This is a genomic window from Limnobacter sp. MED105, from assembly GCF_000170915.1.
Classification (GTDB): Bacteria; Pseudomonadota; Gammaproteobacteria; order Burkholderiales; family Burkholderiaceae_B; genus Limnobacter.
The window spans coordinates 1-22,500 of sequence record NZ_ABCT01000009.1; the positions used below are offsets into that span (position 1 = coordinate 1).

The following is a 22,500-nucleotide window of genomic DNA, read 5'->3' on the forward strand; positions in this document are numbered from 1 at the left end:
GAACTGTGAGTTGCTTGGTCATGAGCAAACCATGCTCAAGTGGATTGCTGTGGCCTGTGCGGTTTCGGGGTGTTATTCCAGCGAACGTGAGCTTGCCCTTGAACATGCCATTTGCGCCGTGAGAAAGCAGCACGACCAGGCTGGAGCACGCAAGCGCAAAACCCCAGAAAGCTTTGTATTGCACAAGGCCGATTGTGCCAGTGCGCGTGCCTTTGATTTGGGCCAACCCAGTGTGCTGCTGACCCAGCACTTTGTTTGCGGAGAATAACCATGGGCTACTTCACAGACGGACCATTTAGAATGTCCAACAATGTTATGCGTCACCAAAAGCCTCAGCCCAAAGTGCCTGATGAGGATTTTATCCACTACACGCAAAGCGGCTATCACCGAATCCTCGTGCCCCTGGATCTGTCTGGCCAGATTGATGAGGTGATGCACAGGCTCATGCGAGAAAAGTTCAGGATCCAACTGATCCACCCTGAGAACTTCCCTGTTGTTCAGGAATACACCCTTTCAGACCAGTTCCGTGAACTGCAGCAGGAGGCCGAGATCCGGGCAGCGATCGCAGACGGAGATGATGACAATGAGGATGACCCGGGGCAAGGTGTCTCAGGCGCGAGACCGTTGCCTTTGAAATCACCAAGTGATTTTCCTGCACCCTCGAATCTGGATAGCTTTGTGCGTGCCATTCACCAGTGCATGAATGATGGCGAGGAATACGCCATGACAGAGCCCAACATGATTCGCGTGTTCACCGCCAAAGCGGCAGTTCAATTTGCAGAAGAGGTGGGCGAGGATTCAGAACGCATGCCTCGGGCTTGGCGCATGTTCACCCATTTTGCAAAAAACAATGGCTATCGCCAAATCATTGAGCCCAGTGATGAGCTTGAAGCACGTTTGCTCAAGCTTCGCTTTAACTTCCCCAATTTTGAGCGCGTGGTTGATCACCTGATCAATCAATTGCGACTGTGGCCCTTGAAACATCCCGATGAACGACGCTTCAGACCCTTGATGCTCGATGGCCCCAAAGGTGCTGGCAAAACTGCCTTTGCCAAGGAGCTCTCCAAAACACTGAACACGCGGTACGCGTTCTTCAATGTGGCCAGTGCGTCCATGGGTGGCATTCTGACGGGCATCTCCAGCAAATGGGGCAATGGACAGGCAGGTCTGATTTTCTCGGAAATGGCCAGAAGCGAGACCGCATCACCCTTGATTTTGCTTGATGAGATCGACAAGGCGATCGTGGGGGGTCCGTTCCCCATTGAAGGTGCATTGCTCAATGTGTTGGAGCCACAAACCTCAAGAGAAATGCGAGATGAATTCGGCGGCTTGGAGTTTGATGCATCACGCGTTATTTACGTCGCCACATCGAACGACCTGAACATGATTTCAGCCCCCTTGCTCTCGCGCTTTGATGTGTTCGCAGTGGATTATCCCGACCCATCACAACGTGAAGTGATCATTCGCAACATGCTGAAAAAGCAATACTTGCAAACCATTCTTACTCCGGTGGCTCTCTCAATCCTAGCCAGGCAAGACGGGGATCTTCGAGCGCTGCAGTCCTTGCTCGATAAAGTGGTGAGCCAGCATGTGCAGGCAGTGCTCAATCAAATGGGGGCCAAGGATCAGGTGGCTGACAAAGGTGGTGAAGGGAGCAGTGAAGGGATCAGTGGGGAGGGCAGCGGCGAGGGCAATAAAGCGGGAACAAAGAAATCCAACCCGCGTGCTTCGCTTTATGGACCACAGGTGATTGATGAACTCACCGTGAGGATTTGCCTCGCGCAACTGGGTGTGAAGACTCAGTCGCACTTTGGGTTCATCCATGTGTAGTGACAACGAATGCCGCCAGTCAGGGGTCTGGCGGTATTCAGATCAATTCAGATCTCTGGCTTGTTTAAGCTTAACTCCTCAACGAATTGTTCTACTTGCAAGCGAATTTCGTAGATGGAGGTGCCTTCATTGGCCAGCACCCAAATTTCTCCGTTTCGGTTTCTGTTGATTCGTGGCTTCTTGGATTTTGTACGGACGATTTCAACCTTTCCAATGTCTGGAAAGAACAGCAGTTCCTTCGGTACTTCGTGTTTCATTTACTGACAACCTTACCGTTTTACAGAATTCTCTTTTTTAAAATAGCTCAAGAAAACTAGAGTTGTCACCACCAATTTTTGGCATCAATCGTCCCTCGGCCTATTTTGTAATCTTTCGTAATCTTCAAGAATTCGTGGGTGTTATGTTCGCGCTTTGTGAGACCCAAAAGCTCGGCATTTGTTGTGCTGCTTGATCTCACCTCTTAACCACGGATGGTGACAAAGTGTGAGTAGCGAATTGCAGATTTTGCTGGTTGAGGACAACGAACAGTTGCGAGAGGAAATGCTCGACTTTCTGAACCGCCCCGGTTGGGTTGCGTATGCGGTAGGGTCTGGCGCACTGCTTGATCGTTTTCTGATTCAAAACACGCCCGATGTGGTGCTGCTGGATGTGAACCTGCCCCATGAGGACGGCTTTAGCATCACTGCGCGTTTGCGCGCGAGCCACCCCGGCATGGGCATTGTGCTGCTCACTGCCCGAGTGCACCCATCGGACCGGGTAATGGGCTACAAAGCCGGAGCGGATGTGTACTTGACCAAGCCCGCCCACACCGACGAATTGGTCGCGGTACTCAACAATCTCGCAAAGCGCGTAAAGCCTGTGGAAGTGACTCAGTATTTTACGCTGGACCGCATTGGCGGGCGACTGTTCACACCCGATGGACGCAATTGCACCTTGTCGCGTGGCGAATTGAGGTTGATGGAAGTCTTGGCCCTGTCTGCGGGCCAAGAAGTGGAGTTCGATCAAATGCATTTTGTTCTAAATGCCCTGGCTGACAAAGATTTGACCAAAGCCAGCCTGGCGACCTCGATTAGTCGGCTGCGAAGTAAATTCAAGGCCGAACTGAAGGTAGACAATTTAATTGCGGCAAGCCGAGGCGTGGGCTACCGGCTTACGGTGCCCATGCAATTGAGGTGAGCCGGACCAGAAAGTGGGCCTTGGGCCGGTTAGAAACAGGGGTGGATACCGCTTGAAAAAGGTGCAAAAAAGCCAAAAAAATTGGGTCAAAAAATCTGCTTAAAAAATATTGTGAACAATTGTTAAATAATAAAAATAACTTAAATCCGCACCCACATTGACTCTTGGGGTGGTGGGTTGGAAGAAAAAGTTGAGACTTCCTCTTTAAGGTGTCAGAAATCGCCTTACACGCTTCTTCAATGTAAACATTCGTAATGTTCACCAATTCGGGTTTGTTAGGCTGCGGAAAATACCTCCTAATTTTCTACAGGTCTACACCATGAATAGCTCGCTGAACCACATTTACCGCGTTGTATGGAATGCATCTCTTGGCCTGTGGCAAGTGGCCTCGGAAGTGGCGCGCAACGGTGGTAAAACACAAAGCGAGCAACGTAAAACGCGCCGCCCGAAAGTGGGTGCAGCAGCAGTGGCGGGTGCCTTTGCGGGGTTTGCCAGTATTGCAATACCTAGCGTTGCATTTGCACAGTTGCCCACGGGTGGGCAAGTGGTTGGTGGGCAAGCCAGCATTGTGCAAAATGGCAATGCGCTGAACATTAACCAAACCACCGATCGCGCAGCCATTGATTGGCAAACCTTTAATGTGGGCCAAGGCAACACGGTGAATTTCAACCAGCCCAGCGCCAGTTCAATCGCATTGAACCGCGTGTTGGGTAGCGATGTATCGGTGATTCAAGGTGCAATCAATGCAAATGGCCAAGTATTCCTTGTTAACCAAAACGGTATTTTATTTACCCCCACGGCCCAAGTGAATGTGGGCGGCATTGTGGCCAGTACACAAAGCATCAGCACAGCCGACTTCATGGCGGGCAAGCACACCTTCAGCGGCAACAGCACAGGCACTGTAGAAAACCAGGGCAGCATCACCACCGCTACAGGCGGCACGGTTGCGCTAATCGCCGCGAAAATTATCAACACCGGCACCATTACCGCGCCGCAGGGCACGGTTGGCCTGGCAGCAGGCAACACAGTAACTCTCGATTTGGGTGGCCCCGTCAAAATTCAAGTCACCGAAGGTGCGCTGAACACTGCGATTGAACAAGGCGGCGGCATTGTGGCCGATGGTGGGCAAATTTACCTGACCGCCAAAGCAGCAGGCAACCTTGCAGCCAGTGTTATTAACCACACTGGTGTTACCCGTGCGCGCACCTTGGCAGGCAATCAAAAGGGTGAAATCATTTTACTGGCCGACATGGAAGTGGGCACCACCACCGTGGCCGGCACACTGGATGCCAGCGCACCCAACGGTGGTGATGGCGGCTTTATTGAAACCAGTGCAGCGAATGTAAAAATTCAAGATGGTGTGAACATAACCACCCAATCTTCCCAAGGTAAGAACGGCCAGTGGCTAATTGACCCGCACGACTTTACGATAGCAGCCAGTGGTGGCGATATTACGGGCGCCGCACTGGGCACCGCCTTGGCAAACAACAGCGTGACCATTCAAACCCTGGCCAGCTCAGTGAGCTGCACAGGTACCACTTGCGGTACAGGTAAGGCTGATGGCAATGGCGATATTTTTGTGAATGATGCCATTAACGCCGGAACATCGACCAACACGCTGACCCTGCAAGCGCACCGCGACATTAATGTGAACAAAACAGTGACTGTGGGCGGTTTGAACCTGACCGCTGTGCGTAATGTGAACGTGAACGATGTGGTCACTGTGAACAACAGCCTTGCTGTGAACTATGGCGCAAATACCAACTTCACACCTAATGCATTGGTGCGCCCGACCGACAACGGCTCATTGAATATGAAATTAACCCCAGATGGGTTTGTTGGAAAAATAAATCTTGGATCATCTGCAACAGTTAATTTAAACGGTAGTAATTACACAGTTATTCGCGATAGGGCTGGTCTGGAAGGGATTCTAGCTGGTTCCGTTTCAGCAACTTTTAGCCCCGTCAAGTATGTGTTGGGTAATGACATTGATTTACAGAATGTGGCATGGACACCAACTGCCGCATTTCAAGGAAGTTTTGATGGTCTTGGACATAAGGTCACAGGATTGAGTGTTAATTCAAATGCTACCAATGTTGGGTTCTTTAGTCTCATATCACGAACCACTGCCTCTACCGAGGGTGGCAACGTGGCGAATTTCGGAGTTGAGGGCAGTGTTACTGGATCAAACTCTAATAATTCTAATATTGGCGGTCTAGCCGGGTCTATTTCAGGTGCTTTTACCCGAAATATCTATTCGAAGGTGAATGTAACAGGCGCTGGAACTCCTGCTCAGAGTCACGTAATTGGTGGAATGTTTGGTTCAGTAAATTCAAGTTCACGAATTCAAAATGCTTTCGCATCCGGTTCGGTCACGATTGCACCTACGGTAGCAAGCGCTAACTCAATAGCTGGTGGATTTCTTGGGGTGTTGAACTGTAGCTCGGGACCATGCAGTGTAGATCGAGTCTTTTCGACTGGCAATGTGAATGGTGGCGTAGGCTTTGGCGGTGGTTTGATTGGTCGTACGATCAACGTTACATCGACCACCACCATATCTAATGTGTATGCAACTGGTAACGTGGCCGGAAATAATCTCTCTGGTGGTTTGATTGGTCAATTAAGTACTAATACAGGTGCGGTTTCTCCCACGATAACAAATGCTTTTGCCTCAGGAATAGTCTCTGGGCCTAGGGCAGGCACACTTATTGGTCGTTTGGCTCTAGGGGCAGCATCTAATAACGTTAACAATGTTTACGTTAGAAGTGGCACATTAATTGGTGAGGTGTTCTCCACATCGGCTGCCCTAGATCAGGCCAGTATCACCGTGGCTGATTTCGGTAATCCAGCACAAACCTACCCCAATCTGGACCCGAATGTGTGGAGTGTCGTTAACGGAACTCCAGTGCTGAAAGTATTCCAGTCTGCAGCCCCCATGGTGATGCCCATCTTCATCCGCCTGGACTGCGGCCTGTGCGAAAGTATTTATGGCGAAACACCACAGTTCAGCTTCAAAGCATTTACTGCCGCAAGTGGTGGCACAGCGGTAGCTGATGCCATGCTGACTGGCACTGCGTTGTATTCACTCACCAATGGTGGCGTGGCTGCGGGCACTGAGCTCGGCCGATTAACCGATGCAGGCACTTACGCGGTGACTTACGCCAGTGGTTTGACTGGTAGCTCCATGTATGAATTGTCAGCAGGTGCTGCCACCAACTTCACGATCAAGCCCAAACTGCTGACGGTGGCCATTCAAGCCGCACTGGGTAGCCCATTGAGCAAGGTGTACGACGGCAACCAAAACATTGCGCTTGCTGCCAACAACTTTGCAATTTCTGGCTTCGTGGATCAGCAGGGTGTGGGTGCATCAGTCAGTGGTGTAACAAGTGGCACTTTTAACAATGCCAATGTGGCGCAGGCCAACACCATTACGGCAACGCTTGGGCAAAACAGCATTGTGCTGCCCTCAACTGCAAAGGCCGGTAACTACACCTTGCCCACCACGGCAAGCGGTGCAGGCACCATTACGCCCAAAGCATTGAACATCACCACCAATGAGTTTGTGTCTTCGGCCACGGCCAACGCGGTGATCGCCACGACCAACGGTTTGGTGGCAGGCCAAACTGTGAGCGCCTTGAACCTGGAGGGTAAAAACTTAAGCGTGGCTTTTGGTGAAAACACCCTTTCAAGTAACTACGCTACCACCGTGGTGGTGCCCGGTGCCACGGGCGCTGATTTGTCTGTGAACCGCGACCTTACCCTGGCCAGTGGTTTGAACCTGACCTTGCGATCAGACAAAAACATTTTCATCAACAAGGTGATTGATGCCACCACGGGCACGGGCGGCAAAGTGACCCTGGAGTTTGGTCAAGGTGCAGTGGCTGCGGGCAACACAGCCGAGTATGTGATGAACCTTGTTGACACCACATTCAACGGCAAAATTAACCTGCTCAAGGGGCAAAACTTTGCCACCAAGCAGGGCAGTGATGGTGAAGTGTTGAACTACACCGTGATTACGGAGCTGGGCGCACAAGGCAGCACCACGGGCACGGATTTGCAGGGCATTAATGGAAACGTTGCTGGGCGTTATGTGTTGGGTTCCGATATTGATGCCACGGTCACAAACACTTGGAATCTAAACAATCAAGGCGTAGCGCAGGGCTTTGCACCTCTTGTCTTAGTAACAAATCCAGGTAGAAACGCTGTAGTTACGCCCTTCTCTGGCGATTTCGACGGTCTGGGCCACGCGGTAAGTAATCTCACAATAAACCGGAGCGTAGCAAGCTCGGGTTTAGGTTTGTTTGGCAACAGCTCAGGTCATATTCGCCATGTGGGTCTCTCTGGTGGAAGTGTTACAGGCGGCACTGGGACCGGTGCATTGGTTGGTGGGCAAACTGGTGGCAGCATTGCCCATGTGTTCTCCACCACAAATGTTAATGGTACTTCTAGCAGCGTGGGCGGTTTGATCGGGCAGCTTCAAAACGCCGCCATTGTTCGCCATGCCCGCAGCACTGGCGCTGTGTCAGCTTCTGGCGGCGCTGTTGGTGGTTTGATCGGAAGCGTATCAGGCGCTAGCGTAGTGACCAACAGCCACGCCACCGGCAACGTTCAAGCGTCGAATGGATCCCTAGTGGGCGGTTTGGTGGGCTTTGTTTTAGGCTCTTCTACCCTGACTGATGTGTCGGCCACTGGCCAGGTAACCGGGTTTAATAGCACTGGCGGCTTGATTGGTTCTCTAGATGATTCAACCCTAAGCCGGGCCTTTGCCAGTGGTGCAGTCAATGGCCCCACAGTTGGTACCAACAACACCAATAGCTACGGCGGTCTTTTGGGAGATGCTAGTAATTCAACGATCAGCGATGTGTTTGCTACGGGCGCTGTTAATGCTGGAGCATTGCGAGAAGTGGGTGGCTTGATTGGTGGTTTAAATGGTGGTTCTCTTACCAACGGCTATGCCACTGGCGCTTTGACAGGTATGACCAATGTAGGTGGACTGATCGGATTTACTGGAAATAATGCCACACTGAGCAACAGCTTTTGGAACACCCAAACCACGGGGCGTGACAATGCGGTGGGTACTGGTGAACTCAGCGCCACCTCAGCGGGCAATGCCGGTAAAACCACAGCCCAACTGCAAAACGCTTTCACCTTCATTGATGCGGGTTGGAACTTCGAGACCGTGTGGGGCAAATCCACCCTCGGGGCGAACAACGGCTACATGCAATTGCGAAACTCAAGCAACGACAACTTTGACGATTACGTGAAAGTGGCCGATTCCAGCAAGGTCTATGGCGCAGCCAACAGTACCATCACCGGTGCAGCGCTTAGCGGCGTGGGTGTGGCCAATGTGACCGCCAGCTTTGGCAGTGCGGTGGGCGATCTAAGCGATGCGGGCGAATACCTGTACAGCACCAAGAATGTGCTGAACGTGACGAACAAAGTAGCCGGGCGCACTACCTTTGTAGAGCGCTCAGGCAAACTGACGATTACGCCGAAGGTGTTGACTGTTGCGTTGCAAGCGGCCATGAACAATCCGCTGACCAAAGTGTATGACGGCAACGAAACTATTGCACTGGGTAGCGGCAACTTTGCGCTCAGTGGCTTTGTAGGCCAGCAAGGTGTGGGGGCCACATTGGGTGGCGTGACCAGCGGCACATTCAACAGCAAGAATGTGTTGCAAGCCAGCACTGTGAGTGCCGATATTGCCAAAGCAACCCTCAGTGGCACGGCAGAGGGCTTTAAATCCAGCAACTACAGCTTGCCCACAGGGCCAGTAACAGCGGCGGGTTCCATCACAGCCAAGGGCATTGCAGTAAGCGGCCTTGCCGCGCAAAACAAAACTTACGATGGCAACCGAAACGCCGTGGTTACAGGCACCGCGGTGGTGGACACCACGGGTGTGATTCAAGGCGACACCGTGAATGTGACTGGCACAGTGAATGGCGGCTTGTTTGCGGATAAAGACGCAGGCACCGACAAAGCGGTGAGCGTGAGTGGCTTAAGCCTAAGTGGCACTGATGCGGGCAACTACGCCATTGCACCGGCTAACTTGAAAGCCAATATCGCCCAAAAGGCGCTGAGCATTACCGGCACCACAGTGGCCAACAAGGACTACGATGGCAACACCAATGCCACAGTGACTGTGGGCACGATCACCGGTGTGGTGGAAGGTGAAACCTTGGGTAGCACCACAGCCACTGGGCAGTTTGCCGGTAAAGACGTAGTGCGCAATGCACAAGGCTCTGCCATTGCACAAAACGTGAATGTGACCTACACCCTGGCCAACGGAGAAAACCCCGCGCACAAGGCGAGCAACTACACCTTGGCGAGTGAAACTAAAACCGCGACCATCAACCCCAAGGCGTTGACCATTACTGGTAGCCAAGCGGCCAACAAAACCTACGATGGCAACACAGTAGCCACGGTGAGTGCGGGCATTTTGAGTGGTTTGGTTGGCAGCGAAACACTGGGCACGACCACAGCCACAGGCCAGTTTGCCGACAAGAACGCAGGCACGGGCAAGAACGTGACAGTGGCTTACACACTGGTGGATGGTGTGGGCAGCATTACTGCAGGCGCACCAATTGGCGGGCCTGGTGGAACTATTGGGGGCGCTGTACCGATTGTTACTCCCGGTGCCAAGGCCAGCAACTACAGCCTGGCCGGTGAAACCTTGAAGGCGGATATTGCGCAAAAGCAGGTCAACATCACCGAGTTTGCAGCATCCAATAAAACATATGATGGCAACACCACAGCCACCATTTCCAATGCTGGCAAACTCAATGGTGTGCTTGAAGGTGATGCAGCCAAAGTCGCGTTGACCAACACAGGTGCAACGTTCGAGACCAAAGATGCAGGCACCGGCAAAACCGTCACACTGAACGGCAAAGCGCTGACTGGTGATGAAGCCAAGAACTATGTACTGGCTTCCGATGCAGTAACCGCCAAAGCCGACATTGCACAAAAGCAACTGACGGTGACAGGCTTTGCGGCAGACAACAAAACCTATGACGGCAACACCACAGCCACCATTTCCAATGCAGGCACACTGAACGGTGTGGTGCAAGGTGATGCAGGTAAGGTGGCTTTGAACAACACCGGGGCCACGTTTGCTACCAAGGATGCAGGCACTGCAAAAACAGTGACCTTAAATGGTAAAACCTTGACTGGTGATGAAGCCAAGAACTATGTGTTGGCTTCTAATGCTGTAACGGCCAAGGCTGATATTTCGCAAAAGCAATTGACCATTGCCGAGTTTGCAGCAAGCAACAAGGTGTACGACGGCAACACCACAGCCACGATTTCGAACGCAGGCAAACTGCTTGGCGTGGTGGAAGGTGATACCGGCAAAGTTGCGCTGGGCAACACCGGTGCCACGTTTGATACCAAGAACGCAGGCACCGGTAAAACTGTGACCTTGAACGGTGCCAACATTACTGGTGCTGAATCGGCCAACTACCTGCTGGCCCCCACAGCGGTGACAGCGAAGGCCGACATCACGCAAAAGGCCATCACATTGACTGGCTTTGATGCAGCGAACAAGGTGTATGACGGCAATACTGTTGCACAAATTGTAAGCAGTGGAAGCCTCACTGGCGTGGTGAGCAATGACACCGTGATGGTGAGCAACAGCGGTGCAACGTTCGATACCAAGAATGCAGGCACTGGTAAAACGGTAACTCTCAACGGTGTTGCACTGAGTGGTAGCGATGCAGAGAACTACAGCATTGCCAACACAGCGACTGACACAGCCGACATTGCACAAAAGCAACTGACAGTGACAGGCTTTGCGGCAGACAACAAAACCTATGACGGCAACAACACAGCCACCATTTCCAATGCAGGCACACTGAACGGTGTGGTGCAAGGTGATGCAGGCAAGGTGGCCTTGAACAACACCGGGGCCACGTTTGACACCAAGGATGCAGGCACAGCAAAAACAGTGACCTTAAATGGCAAAACCTTGACTGGTGATGAAGCCAAGAACTACGTGCTGGCTACCACACCGGTTACAGCACAGGCCAATATTGACAGACGGGCACTGAGCATTGCTGGCAGTGTAGTGGCCAACAAAACCTACGATGGCAACACAGCAGCCACGGTAACAGCAGGCACTTTGAGTGGTTTGGTTCAAGGCGAAACACTGGGAGCCACCACAGCCACAGGCCAGTTTGCAGACAAAAATGCAGGCACCGGCAAGAACGTGACTGTGGCTTACACACTGGCCAATGGTGAGCAGGGCCAAGCCAGCAACTACAGCCTGGCGGGTGAAACCCTGAAGGCGGATATTGCGCAAAAGCAGGTCAACATTACCGAGTTTGCAGCAAGCAACAAGGTATACGATGGCAACACCACAGCCACAATCTCCAATGCAGGCAAACTCACTGGCGTGTTGGAAGGTGATGCAGCCAAAGTAGCACTGACCAACACCGGTGCCACGTTCGACACCAAGAACGCAGGCACTGGCAAAACAGTCACATTGAATGGCAAAGCGCTGACTGGTGATGAGGCCAAGAACTATGTGCTGGCATCCGATGCGGTAACCGCAAAAGCCAACATCACGCAAAAGGCCATCACATTGACTGGCTTTGATGCAGCGAACAAGGTGTATGACGGCAACACCACGGCACAAATTGTAAGCAGTGGCAGCCTCACTGGTGTGGTACAAAACGACACCGTGATGGTTTCTAACAGCGGTGCCACGTTCGATACCAAGAACGCAGGCACCGGTAAAACTGTGACGCTGAACGGTGTTGCACTGAGTGGTAGCGATGCAGGCAACTACAGCATTGCCAACACGGCAACTGACACAGCCAACATCACGCAAAAAGCCATCACCCTGACTGGCTTTGATGCAGCCAACAAAGTGTATGACGGCAACACCACCGCTCAGATTCTAAACAGCGGAAGCCTTGCCGGTGTGGTGGAAAAAGACACTGTGATGGTTTCCAACAGCGGTGCCACGTTTGACAATCGCAATGCAGGCACAGCCAAAACTGTGACCCTAAATGGCGTTGCACTGAGCGGAACGGACGCGGGCAACTACAGCATCGCCAACACAGCCACTGACACAGCCGATATCACCAAACGCGGTGGTGTGGTGTTGACTGCCCAGAACAAAGAAAAGCAGTTGGGTGAAGCCGACCCAGCCTTGACCTTTGAGGTGACTGGATTGGTTCAGGGCGACAGCCTGACTGGAAGCCTGAGCCGTGTGGCTGGTGAAACCCCTGGGTTTTACGCCATCAACCGTGGCACGGTGGACAACGCGAACTACGAGATTTCGCAGTTCAACGCGGGCCAATTGCAAATCAACCAAAGCTTGCCGCAAGAAACCATTGCCACGGTGAACACCTTGAGCTCGCCCGAGTTGCGCCCCTCATTGGGCGAACGCCCACCGCTGGACCAAGGCGGTGTACCTCAGAGCCAGGCACAAGACACACCGTTCCTGGTAACCCCAGCGCAGGCGAATGTAGGTGGGCCTGCTCAGGTGGTGGTGATTGAGGGTGGTATTAACCTGAACTTTGCGGGTACCTCAGCAAGTGGTGCAGGTAACAACTCAGGCAATAACTCTGGCAACACGTCAGAACAACAATAAAGAGCAAGTTAAAACCATGACTACTTTTGAATCGAAAGACCAAAACACCACGGCTGCTGCTCCTGCTCCGCAAGAGCAGGAAACCATCAAAGGGCAAAGCGCATTTCATGTGGAGCTGTCTCCCGTGGGCATTGTTGTGCGAACTGTGTTTGTTGGCGAAAACTCTGAATTGAGAGCTGCACCTGCTGCTGTATTTCAGAATCTGGACATGGCTATTCACCAGTTGGATGAATTAAAGCGTTTGGTGCTGGGTCATTTTGGCCAAGCTGCTTTGATTGGCATGCAGGCACTGCAGCAAGCTGAGCAACAAGCTCAGCAAGCAGCGCCTCAATCTGCTTCTGAGTCTGCCTCTGAATCAGCTCCCAATCCATCAAATGATGCCAAGCCCGAAACCAAATAATTTAGGACAACGCTTGAAATGACAACAAAAAATACCTGCCTGACCCTGGCCTTGATTGCTGCTGGTGTGGTGTCCCCGGTGTACGCGCAAGTGGTGGCCCCGCCCCCGGATGCAGGTCGCTTGCAGCGCGAATTGCAACAAGCTCCCCCGGCGCCACAAAAACCATCGACTGGGGTTACCGTGCCGCAAGCGCCGCGCGAGAAAGTGGCACCGGGTGGTTTGCGGGTGGCTTTGAACCAAGTGGCCTTTAGTGGCAACACCGTGTTTGATTCAGCCCGCTTGGCCGCAGTGGTTCAAGGGGCCATTGGGCAGTCGTACGACCTGGCCGGGTTTTACGCCTTAGCCGATCAGGTGGCTGAGTTCTACCGCAGCGAGGGCTATGCATTTGCCAGCGTGTTTGTGCCCAGCGACGGTTACCGAGACGGCGTGCTCACCCTGCAAGTGGTGGAAGGGCAATACGGTGAGCGGCGCGTGCGCGCATCCGATGCATCGCAGGCCAAAGGTGCACAGAAGTTTGTGGATGTTCTCAAAGCGGGTGATCCCATTTACGCACCCGACCTGGAGCGCGCCGTACTGCTGCTGGATGATCAACCCGGCGTGGATGCCACACCAGTGATTAAACCCGGGCAAACCGTGGGCACAGGCGATCTGGATGTAGAACTGAAGCCGCTGGACAAAGTGGGCGGCAGCATTGGGCTGAGTAACCACGGCAACCGCTACACCGGTTACCTGCAAGCGCGTGCCAATGCGTTCATCAACAGCCTGTTTCAGTTCGGTGACCAACTGAACGTAACCGCCCTGCAAAGCGATGAAGACTTAAGCTACGGTGCGGTGCAATACAGCGTACCGATTGGTGGCAACGGCTTGCGTGCCACAGTGGGTTATAGCGTGACCGATTACGAATTGGGCCGCGAGTTTGCCAACCTGCGCGCAAGCGGCAAGGCCGAGACCGTGTCAGCCGCCATCAGTTACCCGTGGATACGTTCACGCAACACGAACGTGAGCTCCTCGCTGGTGTTTCAGAAAAAAGACTTCTTTGATGAACAGCAAGCGGTGAATGCCAGCGTCTCACGCACAAGCGACAGCGTATCGGTGATCACCAACTTTGACCATCTGGATGCCTTTGGCCTCACCTATGGTCAACTGGACTGGACCCAAGGCAAGTTCAATGGCCCAGTGCCCGATCCATCGAGAACCAATGGCGACTTCACACGGGTGAGCTATGACCTGGTGCGCCAACAATCGCTGAAACGCAGGCTCAGTGCCTATGCCCGCTTGAATGGGCAATTGGCCTTGGACAACCTGGACAGCTCAGAGAGCTTCACCCTGGGTGGTCCCTATGCAGTGCGTGCTTACCCCACGGGCGAGGGCACGGGCGACGAGGGCATGTTGGCGCAGTTTGAATTGCGCTTTCAGTACACCGAGCGAATCAGCCCGTTTGTGTTCTACGACATTGGCCGGGTGAAGTTGGAGAATGACCCCACCGCACCGGGCAACAACGACCGAACCCTCAGTGGTGCAGGTGTGGGTGTGCGTTACCAGGAAGGCCCGCTGGCGCTGGAATTGTCGGTGGCGGCTCGTGGAACAGGTGGTGCGGCACAGTCTGACCCAAGGGACAATAGCGTGATGACCTGGCTGACCATGCGGTATGCGTTTTAACTAAGGCAACTAAGCAATCTGATGGACTTCAACACTTCGATTCGCACTGAGGAAGACGCACGGCGCTACATTCGAGAAGCGCTAAGCAACATGCGATATGACGATTTAATTGAAGTGTTGAGTCAACTGCCGGCCTCAGAAGAAAAGCAGTGGCTTGAAGGTTTGATCTTCGAGGAGTTGGGTTGTTTATCTGACCGGGGTAAGTTCATTGTTTGATCTTCGCTCCTAAAAGTGATGACGCGCCATGGATACAGTCACCGCTACTACTTACTCTGCCGTTGCACCCAGCCCGGATCAAGTGCGATTGCTGACCCGAGTGAGATCCAAGCGAGGAGTGTACCTTCAAGTTCACTTTGCTTGGGTTGAAGGCGTATTGCCTGAAATTGCCTACAGTACCTGCATTCAAAAACTTCGCGAATTGGACGGATCAGAGACAAACCGAACCCGTTTGGATTGTTTGTTCATTGGCCATGATTTGCAGTTTTGGAATACCTTGGGTGTGTGGTTCTTTCCCAATACACATGCGCTACTGGCATTGATACGGTCTAGGGAGTTTATGGCGCTGGCTGCGCATGCCACGAATGCACTGGCCATGGTGTTGGTTCCCAATCCAGCTTTGAGTCAACGGTGGCTAAACTTGGGCCATAAACTTATGCCGCGATTGACTAGTGATCAAACCTCAAAGGCTTTAACTGCTGGTAATCAGTTCACTGGACTTGATCCCAACCCTGTGCAATTGAAGAACTTTCAGCAGTGTGATCAAGACACACCCATTCACATGTTCAATGCGCTGAAGTTTAGAAAGTTTGCCGACTATGGCACCCATCGCCAAGCTGTCTCGGGGCAACAGGTGTACCGAGAAAGGTATGGACGATTGGCCATCGCCTGCATTCACAAATCGGGTGGCAAGCTGGTGGCAGATGCGCAGTATCAATTCAACTTGATTGGCGCAAACGGAGATCCTCGAAGGGGGCAGTGGGATGAAGTAGTGATTGCGCAATACCCAAGCCGCCAAGCCTTTCTGAATATGCTGCGCTTGGATACCTATCAACACGCATTGGTTCATCGACAAGCCGCGTTAGAGAGAACGTGTTTGTGGTCTGCCACACCGCTCGAAATAAGCGACTGAAGCGAGGCTTAGTTCTCTTCAATTGCGTCGGCGATATTTCTTTGTTCAAAACTTTGTTAGCAATTGTTAATTCACCCTTTTTTAGATGATTGGTACTAGGCAAATCCGGCATGCTGCTTTTTGTCCGTAAAAAACTTATTGAGTCCTTATGTCCCAAATTATTTTGAAAACCGGCGAGCTTGCAGTGTCACGCGGCGAAGAAAAAATTCTTCTTTCCCCAGGTGATGTTATTTTGTTTGATGATGAAATTTTGAATCAAGGTCGGCAAGATGCCGTGGTTGAGATCGCATCTTTTATTGAAGGTCAGATTCCATCCGTATTGATGTTGCAAACGGGGGCTAGTGTAAGGATTCAGCGCAAGATTGATGATTCCACCGGTATAGAACAGGCCGAGGTGATTCCTACCTGCGAGCAAGGTGTGTTGCTGGAAAATGAGGACGATGAGCTGGCCGCAGGTGTGCTGGGTCAGGGTCAAGGTCAAGGATGCGGAGTTTTTGGATTGGTGGGTGGCGGTTTGTTGGCAGCAGGCAGTGGCCCTTTGGCCGGTGCAGCCGCCGCGGGTGGTTTGTTGCTTTTCTCCGATAGCGATGATTCTGGTTCCGGTGGTTCAAGTGCTCCCGGTTTGGGCGGGTCAACTTCTCCCGACCCTGGCCTATTGCCACCCTCACCGGCGGATCAAGCCAATGGCCTGGCAGGCACGGTGGATAGCGTGAGCGAAGGAGTTGCGCAAACACCCGCAGCGCCATTAGCGCAAGTGCTTGAGCCTGTTGCTCAGGCTTTGACTGAGGCTGGTTCTGCTTTGGATGAATTGGCCGATCAAGACCCCACGGGCGTGGTCAGAATCGTTGCCGAGGTGGTTGGTGTGAGCATGCCTGGCAGTGGTTCTGCTGACACGGGTTTGGTGGGTGGCATCAATGGTTTGGCGGCCGCCCTGGATGAAGGTACAAAGGGCACGGCGCTTTCGCCAGTGGTGGAGCCCGTGGCCAATTTACTTGGGTCTGAAAATGGACAAACCAGTGCACTGGCCTCCGGGGTGGCAAATTTGGGAACAGTGCTTGTTAACGATGAAAGTGCATTGAGTCCACTGACAGCCGGCTTGCTTGGACCGATTGTGGGTGGAACTGGAACAGGCGCTCAAGGGTTGCCAAAAACATTGGAAGCGGTAGGTGACGGTTTGCAGTCGCTGACTTCTGAGGATAGTGCCTTGGCGCCCCTGGCACCAGTTACTGCTGGTGTGACCCAGGTACTAGGCACTTTGACGGATGGCCTTACACAAGCAGGCCAAACTTTGGATGAAAACAAAGACGCAGATCCAACTGGTGTTGTGGATTTGCTTGCAGAAGTGCTCGGTGCACCAGTTGAAGCGGGCAGCGCAGATGACACGCCACAATCCAATGGTGAAACGACAGGTGCGGCCGGGCTGGTCTCCGATCTTGATTTGGCTTTATCCCAAACTGCGCTTGAACCACTGACTGCGGTAAGTACACCTGTGGCCGAAGCCTTGTTAACCGTAGGCGATGCAATCACCGGTGTATCTGCTGAAGATCCAACAGGAGTAACTTCGTTACTTGGCAATGTGCTCGGCACAAACGATACAAGTAGTTCATCGGACACTGGACTGGTGGGTGCGCTTAACGCGTTGGCCACCGGTTTGGACAAAGGCAGTGAAGGTACGCCTTTGGAGATGTTGGTTGATCCAGTTTCCAGAACCCTCGGCAGTGATGAGGGACAAACCAGTGGCGTTGCCTTGGGTTTGTCTGAGCTAGGTGGGGTGCTTAGTGAAGACGTTAGCCCACTGGCGCCTTTGACTGCTGAACTATTGGGCCCTGTCGTTGGAACGCATGATGGTTCTTCCAACGGATTGCCAGGAACCCTGGAGGCCGTATCTTCTGGCGTTGTTGAGCTAACTTCAGACAGCGCCTTAGAACCCTTGAGCCCGGTGACTGAAGGTCTTGCCACAGTGCTTGAGGCAGTTTCCGAGGGCGTTGAAATGGGTGGTGATACCTTGGCTGAAAATGCTGGGGCTGACCCAACTGGAACATTGGGTTTGATTGCAGAAATTTTGGGTGGGGAAATTGCCAAGCCCGAACCGCAACCGCAGCCTGAGGGGCAGAACATCAATGGTGTTGCAGGCTTGTTGGATGATTTGGGTACAGGCGTGGATCAAACAGCCTTGTCACCAGTTTCCGCAGTGACGGATGCACTTTCATCTGGCCTAGTTCAAGCTGGCGATGGATTGGGGACTCTAGCAGAACAGGACCCCACAGGACTTGCAACTTTACTGGCCAATGTACTGGGTACGACCGACACCAAGGCCAGTGCTGATAGCGGGCTTACTGGTGGAATAAACGCATTGGCCACTGGGCTGGATGAGGGTAGCACTGGCTCACCATTGGAAGCGTTGATTGATCCCGTGGCAGATTTGTTGGGTTCGCAAGAAGGCGAGACTTCCGGAGTGGCAGCCGGTGTGGGCGCATTGGGCACAAGCCTTGCGCTGGATACCTCACCATTGGCACCATTGACTGCTGAATTGTTGTCACCCATTGTTGGCGAGGCTTCGGGAGTGGAAAGTGGCCTTCCGAGCACCCTGGACCAGGTTGCAGATGGTTTGACTGATTTGACGAGCGACAGTGCGCTTGAACCGCTTGCACCGGTAACAGAAGGTGTTAGCACCGTGGTTAAAACTGTAGCCAATGGCTGCCGTGGAATCGGCAGGCAGGTGAGTGAAGTTGCTCAAGATGATCCAAGCAATATTTCTACATTGCTGGGCGATGTCTTAGGATCAGGTCGCGGAAGAGGGCGCTCAATTGGTCGTCGTGATGTGGATACTGATCTATTTGATTCCTCATCGTTGGGGCTGGATTCGCTAGGCTAAAACGACTGAAGACAAATCTGGATGACTCGTCTAAAGGCCACTCGGCTAGGCATGTGAGTTTCGGAGTTTAATAACTTGGGGTAGGGGCTTTCTATCGATCCCGGTGGTGGTGCTCCATAGACTCTCCGTTACGGCTTAAAGTCTCTCAACACACCACGTCGTTGGGAGGGTAGCTTTTTATCCAGGCTTTTTGCCAAAAAGAGAAACAAAGAATGCGGTGATACCAACGGCTGATGATAGAGCCACTACCGTATCGATTCCGTAAAAAAGAACGGTTCCATTCAGGCTAAGAATCAAGAATGCTGGCACCGTTGCCGCAAATCCCAATGATGTGGAGTTGATTACGGAAAACTGTCGAGGCTGCATGGCGATACTCCTTTTAAAATGACCAGTTGGTCATTAATAAGAGTACATCCGTACACTTAGAGGGTGCTCTACTAATTCCGGCATATTTGTCAATAAAACCAACAGAAATTGTAGGCTCCATTGTCAGTGTGACAATTCATGTAATTGTCATAGATTCCGTTGTCTCTTCATGTCAATAAAATGTCCATTCACATAGATTATTGGATCGAATCGGATCGCACAAAGGCGCAGTATCAACGTTGTGCTGTTGATTATCAATTGAGCGATTCAAGATGAATGTTCCTTCCCTATGTGCTGTATTCAGCATTTTGTTGCTCGTGGCATGCTCAAGCGATGACAATGAGCCATCCAATAGACAATCTGCAGGCGTCGACACTTCACCGAACGAAGTACAAACTGGATCGCGTGCTTTCGGCGGCTTTCCTGTGCCAGAACCCCTGCCTGTGGATGAAGGTATTTGGTTGGCTGGCGATTTACACGTGCATACCAACTACAGCACCGATGCGAGTAACAGGCCTATGGCCGAAGTCATTTCGATTGCAAAAAATAACGGGCTGAATTTCCTGGCTGTAAGCGATCACGACAACCATGTAGACGGAGATTTGGCTGGTAATACTTGGTCGGATCCAGGTTACAAATCAGATGATGAATTGCTTGTACTTTATGGGGCTGAGTGGACAACAGGCAAAGGACACGCGAATACCTTTTCAGCCACCCCCTATGATCATCAGGCTATGTACGCGGTTCGCGATGGCTTAAGTTCAGAGGTGGAGCGGGTAGTGAAATCGTTGGGGCTTCACTTTTCTGCCAATCATCCCGCCTCGGGCGATGCTTGGGGATACGGCTACGATGTTGTTCGCTCAATTGAGGTGTGGCAATCATCTGTTTGGTTTTTGAATATGAATGCTCAAACCATTTGGGACGATCAAATTCGAACTGGGCGACGAATGACTGGTCGCGGTGGCAGTGATTCGCATCACGGATATATCCGGTCGTTTCCAACCCGCATCGATCCCAATAATTTTCAACCCTTTGTCAATGCAATAGGCACACCTACCACTTGGGTTCGCGCGCGCAATCGCGACGCAGAATCGGTAGTTGAGGCTTTGAATGCCGGGCGTGTCACGATATCGGCGACACCTCAATCACCCAGGCTAGTTCTGACAGCGTCTTCTGGCGCTGATGGGGTGTTTGATGTGGGAATGGGTGACAATCTTGTGCTGAAAGAAGACCGCCCCGTTCGATTTAAAATCGCGCTTGAAAATATCGAGATTCAAAGCAGCTTTTACAGAATTGAAGTGATTCGTGATGGCTCGGCGCTGACTACATTGAATATTTTACCAGGACAAACCAGCGTTATATTCACAGATCAGCCAGGTGCAAATACCATGACGTATTACCGGGTCACGATGCAGGGAGTGTCTACACCCCTACTAGATTCACCGGGGTCTTTCATCCCCAGTTTGCCGATGGTGTCGATTAGTAATCCTGTTTACGTCAATTACAAAGATTAACTTGAAATTGACGCGTCGCCTCTGTAGAAGGTGACATGTCAGGCTCAAGGATATCTTTTTGAAATCCCCGATTAAGGGCTATGCAGATATGGCAAACATATGCGTATTAGGGAATAGCGGAGGAATTTTTTTCATGCGTTGAAGAAGGATCGGAATGGATCAACGCTAGGTTGTCAAAGCAACCGGAAGCATGCGTGTCGCGTAACGCCTTTTAACGTTTTTATTCACTTGTGAAGTCAACGGTTCGATATCAGTTGCTACCCCAAACAACCCGCTGAACGAAATTCAGCGGGTTGTTTTAATTGGGTGGTTAATTGTCTACAAGATTCAAAGGATCTGGTGCGTTGGGCCCAGTAGGGGAGGAGGAAATTGGGCTAGACGCTGCCATTGTTTCCATGTCTGCATTTGGTTGGCGATCTCCGCCTAGCAAATTGCCAACAGTTTCAACTAAGGGAGTTAATGGGCCAGCCATTTCCGCACCATCCACAATTATTTGACCAACTTGGGACACTCCGTCAGATATCGAAGAAAGCGCTTGTTCAGAGACAGCCGAAGTAACGGGGTCCAGAGGTGCGAGTGCACTGTCTTCATTTGTAAGATCGGTGAGGCCTTCGCCAATTTCTAGAAGAGTTCCACTGACTCCTTCCGAGTCTTGATCGGAGTCGCTTGTTCCGACAATTGGAGCAAGCAAATCCGATGTTATGGGAGAAAGTGGGCTTTGATCCGAGGCTAACACATCTCCTACATAGGTCAGCCCTTGAGCAACTCCATCGACACCTTCATCTTCACTGTAACCAAGCGTTTGAGCCAAGGGATCAACTATTGGATCTAGAGGTCCACCCTGGCTGCCAGCAGCTAACCCTTGAGACACGTTGCTAACCACGCCCGCTAGACCATCCTGTTCGTTACTGTATCCCGGTTGTTCCTGACCTACGGTCTGAGATAAAAGTTGTGCAAGACCTGTCGGATCTTGATCAGCAAGATCGCCAATTCCATCTGATAGTACCCCTAACCCGTCTGCTAACGCATTAGTTAGAGCGGTAGCTGGCGCTAAAGGGGTTTGTTCAAGACTCATATCTAACGATTGCAGGCCACCAATCACACCCGCGAAATCCATGTCAGCATCAGCATCAGCATCAGCATCAGCATCAGCATCAGCATCAGCATCAGCATCAGCATCAGCATCAGCATCAGCATCAGCATCAGCATCAGCATCAGCATCAGCATCAGCATCAGCATCAGCATCAGCATCAGCATCAGCATCAGCATCAGCATCAGCATCAGCATCAGCATCAGCATCAGCATCAGCATCAGCATCAGCATCAGCATCAGCATCAGCATCAGCATCAGCATCAGCATCACCTTCTTCATCAACGCGCACTGGGGAGCCACCACCACCGCCGCCGCCAAGAGAAGCCAATCCGAGCAGACCCGCTCCGATAAGTGCAGCCGTTGCAGCGTCGCCAACAAGATTGGCCCCAACTAGTCCAGTCATGTTGCCATCATAGACACCAAGAATCGCTGAGCTAATGTCATCGTCGATGTCATACAGTTCAACTCCTTCCGACAAAGGTTGAATCAGTGTGCGAGAGGCCCCGCCAGGAATTGGGGACTCAATTGCTTCTAGCTTGGCTGAAGACCCAGGAGCCAACTGAAGAAGAGTCTCACCGTGACCGCCGGACATAGCAGGAAGAATTACTTCGGCCTGCTGATTGCCAGCGTTGGTAATTATGTCATTCCATCTCAACTCATCGCCTTGTGAAAGCGTGATAGTTTGACCCGAACGTTGTACTTCGATAGGGCCTACTGCCGATTTCAATTTCCCTACTGCAAGATTGTTTGATTGCATTTAACCACCATCGCAAAAAATGAAAAATTCAGGTAAGTTTCGCACGGAGTACAGTGTGATTTTGCACGGCATTTAACATTTGACATTTTTTAACTGTTTTAAAAGCT

At 52.0% G+C, this 22,500-nt stretch carries 13 protein-coding genes; 10 read left to right on the forward strand and 3 right to left on the reverse strand.

Annotation, left to right across the window (positions count from 1 at the left end):
• Together LMED105_RS09530 and LMED105_RS16335 are read left to right on the forward strand one after the other, a co-directional pair.
• Positions 1–268 (forward strand): hypothetical protein (locus LMED105_RS09530; RefSeq protein WP_008250592.1); only part of this gene is annotated, 268 nt, incomplete at its 5' end.
• 32 nt (positions 269–300) lie between these two features.
• Complete coding sequence (locus LMED105_RS16335; protein ID WP_008250593.1) at positions 301–1,830, forward strand: AAA family ATPase; 1,530 nt, start codon at positions 301–303, stop codon at positions 1,828–1,830.
• Between the two features lie 47 nt (positions 1,831–1,877).
• Here LMED105_RS16335 and LMED105_RS09540 read toward each other — a convergent pair whose 3' ends face one another.
• Positions 1,878–2,087: a hypothetical protein gene (locus tag LMED105_RS09540; RefSeq protein WP_008250594.1), complete on the reverse strand. Its 210-nt coding sequence runs from the start codon at positions 2,085–2,087 to the stop codon at positions 1,878–1,880.
• A 226-nt stretch (positions 2,088–2,313) separates the two neighbouring features.
• On the opposite strand from LMED105_RS09540, the gene LMED105_RS09545 reads away from it, so the two are divergent.
• From LMED105_RS09545 to LMED105_RS09575, 7 genes are all read left to right on the forward strand, one after another.
• Positions 2,314–3,006: a response regulator transcription factor gene (locus LMED105_RS09545; protein WP_008250597.1), complete on the forward strand. Its 693-nt coding sequence runs from the start codon at positions 2,314–2,316 to the stop codon at positions 3,004–3,006.
• A 319-nt stretch (positions 3,007–3,325) separates the two neighbouring features.
• The gene (locus LMED105_RS09550; protein ID WP_008250599.1) at positions 3,326–12,601 is read left to right on the forward strand and encodes a YDG domain-containing protein; all 9,276 of its coding nucleotides are present in this window, start codon (positions 3,326–3,328) and stop codon (positions 12,599–12,601) included.
• A 16-nt stretch (positions 12,602–12,617) separates the two neighbouring features.
• Positions 12,618–13,001, forward strand: a complete 384-nt coding sequence (locus LMED105_RS09555) for a hypothetical protein (RefSeq protein WP_008250600.1) — start codon at positions 12,618–12,620, stop codon at positions 12,999–13,001.
• A gap of 18 nt (positions 13,002–13,019) precedes the next feature.
• Positions 13,020–14,660: a ShlB/FhaC/HecB family hemolysin secretion/activation protein gene (locus LMED105_RS09560; RefSeq protein ID WP_008250601.1), complete on the forward strand. Its 1,641-nt coding sequence runs from the start codon at positions 13,020–13,022 to the stop codon at positions 14,658–14,660.
• A gap of 21 nt (positions 14,661–14,681) precedes the next feature.
• Positions 14,682–14,876, forward strand: a complete 195-nt coding sequence (locus tag LMED105_RS09565; RefSeq protein WP_008250604.1) for a hypothetical protein — start codon at positions 14,682–14,684, stop codon at positions 14,874–14,876.
• Between the two features lie 28 nt (positions 14,877–14,904).
• Positions 14,905–15,789 carry a DUF1330 domain-containing protein gene (locus LMED105_RS16340; protein ID WP_050771205.1) on the forward strand — a complete coding sequence of 295 codons (885 nt, stop codon included), beginning with the start codon at positions 14,905–14,907 and terminating at the stop codon, positions 15,787–15,789.
• Between the two features lie 148 nt (positions 15,790–15,937).
• Complete coding sequence (locus tag LMED105_RS09575) at positions 15,938–18,664, forward strand: hypothetical protein (RefSeq protein ID WP_008250606.1); 2,727 nt, start codon at positions 15,938–15,940, stop codon at positions 18,662–18,664.
• A gap of 177 nt (positions 18,665–18,841) precedes the next feature.
• Here the strand turns inward: LMED105_RS09575 and LMED105_RS16815 are convergent, their stop codons facing one another.
• The gene (locus tag LMED105_RS16815; RefSeq protein ID WP_156799635.1) at positions 18,842–19,030 is read right to left on the reverse strand and encodes a hypothetical protein; all 189 of its coding nucleotides are present in this window, start codon (positions 19,028–19,030) and stop codon (positions 18,842–18,844) included.
• A 272-nt stretch (positions 19,031–19,302) separates the two neighbouring features.
• Between LMED105_RS16815 and LMED105_RS09580 the strand changes: the two genes are divergently transcribed.
• Positions 19,303–20,544, forward strand: coding sequence for a CehA/McbA family metallohydrolase (locus tag LMED105_RS09580; protein ID WP_008250607.1), 1,242 nt, complete (start codon positions 19,303–19,305; stop codon positions 20,542–20,544).
• A 310-nt stretch (positions 20,545–20,854) separates the two neighbouring features.
• Here LMED105_RS09580 and LMED105_RS16820 read toward each other — a convergent pair whose 3' ends face one another.
• Positions 20,855–22,393: a hypothetical protein gene (locus tag LMED105_RS16820; RefSeq protein WP_156799637.1), complete on the reverse strand. Its 1,539-nt coding sequence runs from the start codon at positions 22,391–22,393 to the stop codon at positions 20,855–20,857.
• Positions 22,394–22,500: the final 107 nt, after the last annotated feature.

Excerpts from the sequence above, each read along its gene's own strand:
- LMED105_RS09580 (WP_008250607.1), top strand. The coding sequence starts at position 19,303 with ATGAATGTTCCTTCCCTATGTGCTGTATTCAGCATTTTGTTGCTCGTG.
- LMED105_RS16335 (WP_008250593.1), top strand. The coding sequence starts at position 301 with ATGTCCAACAATGTTATGCGTCACCAAAAGCCTCAGCCCAAAGTGCCT.
- LMED105_RS09550 (WP_008250599.1), top strand. The coding sequence starts at position 3,326 with ATGAATAGCTCGCTGAACCACATTTACCGCGTTGTATGGAATGCATCT.
- LMED105_RS16340 (WP_050771205.1), top strand. The coding sequence starts at position 14,905 with ATGGATACAGTCACCGCTACTACTTACTCTGCCGTTGCACCCAGCCCG.
- LMED105_RS09560 (WP_008250601.1), top strand. The coding sequence starts at position 13,020 with ATGACAACAAAAAATACCTGCCTGACCCTGGCCTTGATTGCTGCTGGT.
- LMED105_RS09540 (WP_008250594.1), bottom strand. The coding sequence starts at position 2,087 with ATGAAACACGAAGTACCGAAGGAACTGCTGTTCTTTCCAGACATTGGA.
- LMED105_RS16815 (WP_156799635.1), bottom strand. The coding sequence starts at position 19,030 with ATGCAGCCTCGACAGTTTTCCGTAATCAACTCCACATCATTGGGATTT.
- LMED105_RS16820 (WP_156799637.1), bottom strand. The coding sequence starts at position 22,393 with ATGCAATCAAACAATCTTGCAGTAGGGAAATTGAAATCGGCAGTAGGC.
- LMED105_RS09575 (WP_008250606.1), top strand. The coding sequence starts at position 15,938 with ATGTCCCAAATTATTTTGAAAACCGGCGAGCTTGCAGTGTCACGCGGC.
- LMED105_RS09565 (WP_008250604.1), top strand. The coding sequence starts at position 14,682 with ATGGACTTCAACACTTCGATTCGCACTGAGGAAGACGCACGGCGCTAC.
- LMED105_RS09555 (WP_008250600.1), top strand. The coding sequence starts at position 12,618 with ATGACTACTTTTGAATCGAAAGACCAAAACACCACGGCTGCTGCTCCT.